Origin of the sequence: Desulfovibrio sp. ZJ200, from assembly GCF_011039095.1 — a bacterium.
GTDB lineage: Bacteria > Desulfobacterota > Desulfovibrionia > Desulfovibrionales > Desulfovibrionaceae > Desulfovibrio.
In genome coordinates, this window is record NZ_JAAKEH010000036.1 from 23,905 (window position 1) to 32,174 (window position 8,270).

Annotated in this window: 5 protein-coding genes and 1 rRNA gene; 3 read left to right on the forward strand and 3 right to left on the reverse strand. The window is 60.8% G+C overall.

Annotation, left to right across the window (positions count from 1 at the left end):
• Nucleotides 1-55: 55 nt before the first annotated feature.
• Both G7Y52_RS10750 and G7Y52_RS10755 read right to left on the reverse strand, forming a co-directional pair.
• Nucleotides 56-2,779, reverse strand: a complete 2,724-nt coding sequence (locus G7Y52_RS10750; protein WP_165071682.1) for a molybdopterin-dependent aldehyde oxidoreductase — start codon at nucleotides 2,777-2,779, stop codon at nucleotides 56-58.
• Nucleotides 2,780-2,839: 60 nt separating this feature from the next.
• Nucleotides 2,840-3,865 (reverse strand): molybdopterin-binding protein, encoded by a 1,026-nt coding sequence (locus tag G7Y52_RS10755; RefSeq protein WP_206215267.1) that lies wholly within the window; start codon nucleotides 3,863-3,865, stop codon nucleotides 2,840-2,842.
• Nucleotides 3,866-4,211: 346 nt separating this feature from the next.
• Here G7Y52_RS10755 and G7Y52_RS10760 point away from each other — a divergent pair, with 346 nt between their 5' ends.
• The 3 genes from G7Y52_RS10760 (at nucleotide 4,212) to G7Y52_RS10770 (ending at nucleotide 8,038) form a co-directional block, all read left to right on the forward strand.
• Nucleotides 4,212-4,568: a DVU3141 family protein gene (locus G7Y52_RS10760; RefSeq protein ID WP_165071688.1), complete on the forward strand. Its 357-nt coding sequence runs from the start codon at nucleotides 4,212-4,214 to the stop codon at nucleotides 4,566-4,568.
• Between the two features lie 401 nt (nucleotides 4,569-4,969).
• Nucleotides 4,970-6,532 (forward strand): polysaccharide biosynthesis/export family protein, encoded by a 1,563-nt coding sequence (locus tag G7Y52_RS10765; RefSeq protein WP_241159713.1) that lies wholly within the window; start codon nucleotides 4,970-4,972, stop codon nucleotides 6,530-6,532.
• A 669-nt stretch (nucleotides 6,533-7,201) separates the two neighbouring features.
• Nucleotides 7,202-8,038, forward strand: coding sequence for a nitroreductase family protein (locus G7Y52_RS10770; RefSeq protein WP_165071693.1), 837 nt, complete (start codon nucleotides 7,202-7,204; stop codon nucleotides 8,036-8,038).
• A gap of 128 nt (nucleotides 8,039-8,166) precedes the next feature.
• Here the strand turns inward: G7Y52_RS10770 and rrf are convergent.
• Nucleotides 8,167-8,270, reverse strand: a 5S ribosomal RNA gene (rrf, locus tag G7Y52_RS10775); the annotation flags it as partial.

Consider the following 8,270-nt stretch of genomic DNA (forward strand, 5'->3'; position numbering starts at 1 on the left):
TCTGCAAAAGCCGCGGAAAAAAGGGGAGGTTGCCCTCCCCTTTTCTCAGTTGTTGTTACCTGGGCATGGCGGCCAGCACCTTTTCCGGCCGGGCGGGCAAATGCCTGACCCGCGCGCCGCAGGCGTTGGCAATGGCGTTGATGATCGCCGCATGTGGCGCGGAAAGGGGCATTTCGCCCACGCCCGATGCGCCGAAGGGGCCATCCGGCCGCGGGCTTTCCACATAGATGATTTCCATTTCATCGGGAATCATCTTGATGTCGGGTATGCCCGCGCCCGCGATGGTGCTGTGCTTTTTAATGTCCTCATAGTCCTCGCTCAGGGCCAGGCCCACGCCTTGCGCCATACCGCCGTAGATCTGGCCATCAGTGACCGATCTGTTGCAGATGGCGCCGATGTCGGCCACGCAGGTCAGCTTTTCCACCTGGGTTTTGCCGGTATCCACGTCCACGGCCACTTCGGCCAGGAACAGGCCGTACATATAGCAGCAGAAGGGGTTGCCCTGAGCGTTGGCGTCGCAATCCCTGGCCGGGGCGCTCCATTTGCCCGGCTGACGCACGTCGCGGCCCTCCGCCTTCATGCCCGCGTAATCCAAAAAGCCGCCCGCGGGCTTGCGCATGGCTTCGATCAGCGTTTCGCAGGCCACGCGAATGGCATTGCCCACAACCACCTGGGAGCGCGAACCGCCGGCCGGGCCGGAGTTGGGCGCCTTGCTGGTGTCGTTGAGGACCAGACGGATTTTCTCCGCCGGAATCCCCAACGGCCGCAGAGCCGCATGCGCGGTGCCCAGCGTGCCGGCATCCGCGCCCTGGCCGTGATCTTCCCAGCATGCGCCGATGGTCACGCCGCCGTCCTCGTTAAGCTCGGCCCAGGCTTCGGCCGTGTCCGGGCCGTCCAGACCGGCGCCGTAAACGCCCAGAGACACGCCCACCCCGCGCTTGATCCTGCCCTCGGAACTGGCCCTGGCCTTTTCCAGAGCAGCCTTGTAGCGGGGCCGCATCAGCTCGAACATTTCCGGCAGGCTGTACACTTCCGGCTCCTGGCCGGTGGGCGTGGTGTCGCCTTTGCGGTAGCAGTTGAGGGCGCGCAGTTCCAGCGGGTCCATATTCAGCTTTTCGGCCAGCATGTCCATGAGCACTTCCGAAGGGAACTCGCTCTCCGGCGCGCCGTAGCCGCGGAAAGCCGCACCCCAGCAGTGATTGGTGCAGACCGTGCGCCCCTTGCCGCGGATATTGGGGATGCCGTAGCCCGCGCCGATATACTGGGCGCCGCGCAGGGTGAGCAGATCCCCGAATTCGGAATACGGGCCGTGATCCACGGACCAGTCGGTTTCCATGGCCAGCAGTTTGCCGTTTTTATCCGCCGCGTAACGCACCGTGGTCCAGAAGGGCGAGCGCTTGCCCGTATATTGCTGCTGCTGCTCATAGTTGTAGCGCAAATGGCAGGGACGGCCCGTGGCCAGCACGGCCACGCCCAGCAAGGCCTCCATGGTGGGGCTGAATTTATAGCCGAACGTGCCGCCCGTGGTGTTCTGGACCATAATCATATCGTTGGCGAAATCCAGGCCCAGGCCCGGCGCGATCATCAGGCCGTGCAGATGCAGGCCGATGGACTTGGAATGGATGACCAGCTTGCCGTCCTCATTCAGATAGGCATAGCCCACGTCCGGCTCAATGGGCAGATGCGGCTGGCGCTGGGTGTAGAAGCTGTCTTCCACGACCACGTTGTTGGGGTCCTCGAAGAAGGGGCGGGTATCCTGGCCTTTTTCAATGTTCTGATCATAATAGACATTGGGCGTGCCGGGGTGAATCTCAATGGCGTCCGGAGCCATGGCTTCGGGCGCGCTCATATATTCCGGCAGCAGCTCCAGATCAAACCTGACTTTTTCCGCCGCCGCGCGGGCGTTGCATTCACTGTCGGCGCAGACAATGGCCAGAGCGTCCCCGTACTGAAAGACCTTTTCGTCATTGAGGATGGGCCGGTCCCAGCCGTCCCCCTTGTTGGCGGGGAAGGTGATCAGACCGGTGATCCGGTTCTTGCCCTTGACGTCCTTGTGCGTCAGCACCTTGTAGACGCCGGGCATTTTTTCGGCTTCCGAAGTGTCGATGCCCTTGATCAGGGCATGGGAGACTTTGGCCTGAGCCAGGGCCAGATGCAGGGTCTCGGGCGGCAGACGGTACGCGGCGTCGGCCCCGAATTCCGCAACGCCCGTAACCTTGGCCAGCGCGCTGGGCCGCGGCAGGCGCGTGCCCCAGATATGGCCGTCAGCCGGCATCTGGAACTCGATCTCTTCGGGCTTTTTCTCGCCGCGCATGACCGCGGCCGCGTCCATGACGGCGTTGACCAGGGGCTGGTAGCCGGTGCAGCGGCAGATATTGTGATGTTTCTGGAACCAGTCGCGCACGTCCTCCCGGCTCGGATTGGGGGTCACGTCCAGCAGGCCCTTGGCCGAAACAATGAATCCCGGCGTGCAGAAGCCGCACTGCGCCGCGCCGTGATATATCCAGGCCTTTTGCAGGGGGTGCAGGCAGGTGGGCGTGCCGATGCCCTCCAATGTGGTGATGGCGGCATTTTCCGGCACACGGCGCATTTTGACGATGCAGGAGCGCACTACCCTGCCGTCCAGAATAACCGAACAGGCGCCGCACTGGCCCTGACCGCAGCCCACCTTGACGCTGGTGATCTGCAACTGCCCGCGCAGCACATCGGCCAGCATGTCTTCGGGGTTGACCAGCAGTCGTCTGGGAATGCCGTTAATCACAAGCGTTTTTGTTTCCATGGCGACTCCTTAAAAGTAAGAGGCTGACCGCACGTTGGCGGCGCAGCCCGTTTCGGATGCTCATTTGCCGAAAGGGCAGATCGGATAGCGGCACTGCGGGCAAGCGGCGCAAAAACCGCCGTGGCCGAGCGCGACCACATCTTCAGCCGTAACTGTGAGCCCGGCCAGCAGGCGCGGGACCAGCAGGTCAAAAATACTTGCCTTGTGGTACATGACGCAGCCGGGCAGGCCCAGCACCGGCGCCTGCCCCTGGGGACCGTCCATATAGGCCAGCAGGAACATGGCTCCGGGGTAAACCGGCGCGCCGTAGCTGATTATCCGCGCGCCGGCCGCCCGGATGGCGGCCGGGGTTCGATCGTCCGGGTCCACCGACATGCCGCCGGTGACCACCACCATGTCCGCGCCCTGCGCAATGAAATCCCTGATGGCTGTGGCCGTCATGGCCACCTCGTCGCTGGTCAGGGTCTGGCCCAGAACCGTACTGCCCAGCTCGGCGAATTTTTTGCGCAGCACCGGGCCGAAAGCGTCCTGAATCCGACCGTAAAAAACTTCGCTGCCTGTCGTCACGATGCCCACCTGCAATTTCCGCAGGGGCAACACTTCAATGATCGGCCTGGTGAGTAGTGCCTCCACAGCCTGCAGTTTTTCTTCATCAATCAGTAAAGGCACAACGCGGGTGCCGGCCACGGCCCGGCCCTTATCCACCCGCTGCAAGGTATGCAGGCTGGCCAGAGTTATCTCCCCGAGGCTGTTGAGCCGGGTGAGCATGGGCACGTCCACCCGCAACAGCCCCGCGCAGGCGGCGGAAAAATCGATCCGACCTTCTCTGGGCTCGCCTGCTGCAATATTGCGGCCGGCAGCTACCGCGGCTATGCGGGCCGCAGCCTCATTTTCATGCACAAGGCCCGGCTGGGGCTCGAAGACGTACAGATGCTCCTTGCCCACATCCAGCAGCACGGGAATATCCTCCTGACGCACCACATGCCCCTTGCGGAACACCGGCCCCTTGGAGTCGCCCGGCACGATGCGGGTAATATCATGGCAAAGCACGCTCCCCACGGCCTCGCGCACGTTGATGGTTTTCATGGCGGCGTTTTTCGACATGGCCCTCCCCGTTCTTTTTGGTATATGCTTATTTTTACTTTAGCAGTGTTTCAAGAAAAGGGCAAAACAAAAGTTCGGTTATGCAGAATCATGGTAATCACAACATATTGGTTTATAAAAATTTTACCTCATTTTTTCTCACTTTGGGAAAAAAGTAACTGCGTGCGTACAGAGGCGCAGTCTTTGCGGCTCAGGGCCCAAACCGTGGACGACCGGATCACGCGGCATTTGACAGCGGCCCTTTTCTCTGCAAGATGAAGCAAACGCCGCCCTGCTTTTTCAGGACGGGACGGACACGGTTACCTTGCCAAAAGCCGGAGGGCTTGTCATGAGCGCATCCTTTCGTCCCTTGCCTTTGCTGAGCCTGCCCCTGGTTGTGCTGCTGCACGGCTGCGGGCTGTTTGCCGATGCGCCTCCCCTGCCGCCGCAAACGCCGCCCGGCCCGGTGGAGGCCTATATGATTTCAGCCAATCCCGGCGACTCCACGACCATTGACGATCCGAATTTCGGCAAGAATGTGCGAGTGACTCTGGAGAACGGCTTCACCTCGGCCAAAGGCGAGGAGTGCAAACGGGCCAGCGTGCTTTCCGGCCAAAAAGAAGCCGAAGTCGTGGTGATCTGCCGCAACAGCGAGGGAGAATGGCGGATGGCGCCGCGGGTGTGGGGCCACGGCATAGGGCACTAGGGCGTTTTGCTCATGAAATGAGCTAAACGCTCTGGCAGGGCGAAGCCATGCCCGCCGCGCGCGTCAGCCGTTGGCGGCTGTGCCGCCTTACGGATGACGACAGCAGAGATAGGCGCAGGCGAAATTTACTTTCGCCGTGAAGCGCCGGAGCGAGCGTTTAAAAAGCAATATGCTCTAAGACGGCAGGGACTTCACGGCGCGGGGCATGCCCTTGCTTCCGCCGTCTCCATGCGTGATTTCGCCCCCCTGAAGCCCGGCGTAACGGGCGCATTATGAATCGCAAGACCTTACCCTGCATGACAAGCTTGCAGCATTGCCGGAAACAAAAAAATTTCACATGTCGGACGTCATTCTCCGGACTCGCCCGCATGGTATTTTCACCACAAGCCTGTAACCGCCCCATGCAAATCATGCTCAAATCACTTTGCCTTTCTCTTGTCCTGGCCTGCCTGGCGCTCAGCGTGGCAAGTCACGCCGCAGACGCGCCCAAGCCCTACGGAGCCAACCTTTTTCAGGGGAATTTCTCCCAAAGCGGGGAAGGCGCGGCAGTCGCGCCCGGCGACCGGGTGGTCTTGCGGCTCTGGGGCGGCGGCCTCACTGTGGACGATACCTTTATTGTGGATGCCGGCGGGCGCATTGAGCTGCCGGGGGTGGGGCCGCTGTCTGTGGCGGGCATTGCCCACGACAAGTTGGCAGAGGATTTGCGAAGCAAGCTGGCAGCCAGCGGGCACGGCGAAACTCAAATATATGTGGCCCCGCTGGACGCGCGGCCCGTATCGGTTTTTGTAACCGGCGGCGTGGTCAGGCCCGGTCGCTACGCTGTTTCACCGGGCGATCCGGTTCTCAGCCTTCTGGACAAGGCCGGAGGCATTGACCCCCGGCGCGGCAGCTACCGTTCCATCCGCCTGCTGCGCAACGGCGCGCTTGTCGGCAATCTGGATCTTTATCCCTTTGTGCGTGGGGGTGAGTTGCCGGGCCTGCGCCTGCAGGACGGTGATACTCTTGTGGTGGACAGCAAGGGGCCTGCGGTCACGGCCACGGGCGCGGTGCGCAACGAGGCGCGCTTCGAATTTTTCAAAGATCAGGCTACAGGCGCAGCGCTCATGGAACTGGCCGGGCCCGAGAGCCGGGCTTCGCACATCTCCCTTGCCGGAACGCGCAAGGGCGCGCCCTACAGCACCTATCTGCCCCTCAAGGAATTGGCGCATCTGCGTCTGGAAGACGGCGACCGCGTGCAGTTCATGGCCGACGCCACAGGAAATACGATCATGATCGAGGTCCAGGGCGCGGTGCGCGGCTCCTCGCGCTTCCCGGTGCGCCGGGGGGCGCGCCTCAGGGATGTGCAGGACTTCATTGCCGTGGAGCCGGGGCGGGCCAATCTCAAGGCTCTGTACATCAAGCGCAAAAGCGTGGCGGCCCGGCAAAAGAAAGCCATTGCCGACTCTCTGCGCCGTCTGGAGGAAACCGCGCTTACCGCGTCCTCGTCCAGCACCGAGGAATCCCAGATCCGCGCCAAGGAAGCGGAAATGGTGGCCAAATTCGTGGAGCGGGCCAAAAGCGTGGAGCCGGAGGGAGTCGTCGTGCTTGACGACGGCTCAAACAATGCGGATCTGACGCTGGAGGACGGCGACGTTATCGTGATCCCGGCCAAAAGCGACGTTGTTCTGGTCAGCGGCGAGGTGATGGTGCCGCAGGCCATGCTCTGGAGCGAGGAAAAAGATTTGGACGATTATGTCAGGGGGGCCGGGGGCTACGGCAACAGGGCTGACCGCGACAATGTGCTGATTATGCATTCGAACGGCGCAGTTTCCAGAAACAGTGGAAAAATCAGCGCCGGCGATCAGATTCTGGTGCTGCCCAAAGTGGAATCCAAGAGTATGCAGGCAGTCAAGGACATTTCCCAGGTGCTTATGCAGGTGGCGGTATCCACCGGCGCGGTGCTCGGTCTGCCTTTCCTGCAGTAGAGCATTTTCTCTTTGAAAATGCTCTGCTGACGCGAAAGCGGCAGCCGCCGCAACGCGGCGTACATTCAGGCGAAAACCGCGTTTTTCGCCTGAATGCCACTTTTGACTTTCATAAAAAGTCAAAGGTAATCTGCTCTAAGACCGGCTTGCGCAACAGGCAGCGCCCTGCTGGTCTGCCGGGGCCTTCTGGGAAGTTTTCTGCCCATTGCCAGGCCTGCACGCTTCCTCGTCCTTTTCTTCCAGGCGCTTTTTGCGCTCGTCCAGATTCTTCTGCCACGTTTCCGTCACCTTCCGGCGCATGTCCAACTGCATCCGGCGTGTGGCTTTTTGCCCCTTCACCACCTTGCGGATCAGCCGCGTCTCAGCGGGGTCAACGGGCTGCCCGGCTTCCGAGGCACAGGGAGCGAATGCCCCGCGTCAGGGTACAGCCTCCCGGGCCCGTGCTGTGGAGAAAGCAGAACTGTGCATCCGAAAAAGATCACGGAGAAGGCGGCGCGGGCGAGATGAAAGCCCGGCGTACACCGAGGCAATTTTTGTGTATCTTTTGCCTGTCCCATTTCCGCACGCGACTTTTCTTGTCAGGAGCTGACCTTACAGCCTATACTATGAATTGCGCAGGCCGTTTCTTTGTCGGACGGCTCGCGCATCATTCTCTCAAGGAGTTCGTACATGCTGCATTTCAGGCTTGATAAAAATCTGTGCGTTTCCTGCGGGTCCTGTGCCAGGGATTGTCTGCCGCAAGTTATTGAGATGGTGGATCAATACCCTGTGATCCGGAAGGAAGAGCAATGCATACGCTGCCTGCACTGCCTGGCGGTCTGTCCCACAGGCGCTATTTCCATTCTGAACCATACGCCTGCCCAAAGCCGTTCCCTGAAAGGCAATTACCCGACGCCGGAGCAGTTGGAAACATTACTCAAAGGTCGCCGCTCCGTCCGACAGTACAGGAAAAGGAATGTCGACCCCGCTTTGCTCAAAAGAATTTTGGACGCCGCCTCCCACGCGCCCACAGGGGGCAACTCGCGCAAGCTCTGGATAACGGTTATTGACGACATCAAAGTCATGAACGCCTTTCGCGAAGACGTTTACCGGCGACTGGCGGAAGTGACGGCGCAGAATCGCATGCCGGAAAATCCGCGGCAAAAATTTTTCAGCACAGCCCCGGAACTTTGGAAAAAGGAACAAAAGGACGGCATCTTTCGCCATGCGCCGCACTGCATCCTGGTTTCCAACGCCAAGGACGCCACCTGCGTGGAACAAGATCCTCTGATCTATCTCTCCTCTTTTGAATTGCTGGCACAGACACAGGGGCTCGGCACGCTCTGGTGTGGTCTGCTGTACTGGTGCTTACGGCTCGTGCTGCCGGAGTTTCTGCCGCGTCTGGGCATACCGGAAACACATACCCTGGGCTATGCCATGCTTTTCGGTTACCCGGCCGTCAGCTATCATCGGACAGTAGAGCACGGCCCGGCTCAAGTCCATCGTCTTACCTGGCCCACAGTATGACAAGGCTTCGCCCTGTATATTCCCAAGTTATGAAGGAGCAGAAGGGTCATGACGCATGAGGGAGCGGGCCGGGGCGGGGGCAAACGAGAAAGCCCCCGGGCCGGTGGCGTCGGGGGCTTTCTAACAATCTTTGGCAACGGCCTACTTTCCCGCAAGAAGATATGCAGTATCATCGGCGATGGAGAGCTTAACTGCCGAGTTCGGGATGGGATCGGGTGTACCCTCTCCTCCA

Excerpts from the sequence above, each read along its gene's own strand:
- G7Y52_RS10755 (WP_206215267.1), bottom strand. The coding sequence starts at position 3,865 with ATGAAAACCATCAACGTGCGCGAGGCCGTGGGGAGCGTGCTTTGCCAT.
- G7Y52_RS10760 (WP_165071688.1), top strand. The coding sequence starts at position 4,212 with ATGAGCGCATCCTTTCGTCCCTTGCCTTTGCTGAGCCTGCCCCTGGTT.
- G7Y52_RS10750 (WP_165071682.1), bottom strand. The coding sequence starts at position 2,779 with ATGGAAACAAAAACGCTTGTGATTAACGGCATTCCCAGACGACTGCTG.
- G7Y52_RS10770 (WP_165071693.1), top strand. The coding sequence starts at position 7,202 with ATGCTGCATTTCAGGCTTGATAAAAATCTGTGCGTTTCCTGCGGGTCC.
- G7Y52_RS10765 (WP_241159713.1), top strand. The coding sequence starts at position 4,970 with ATGCAAATCATGCTCAAATCACTTTGCCTTTCTCTTGTCCTGGCCTGC.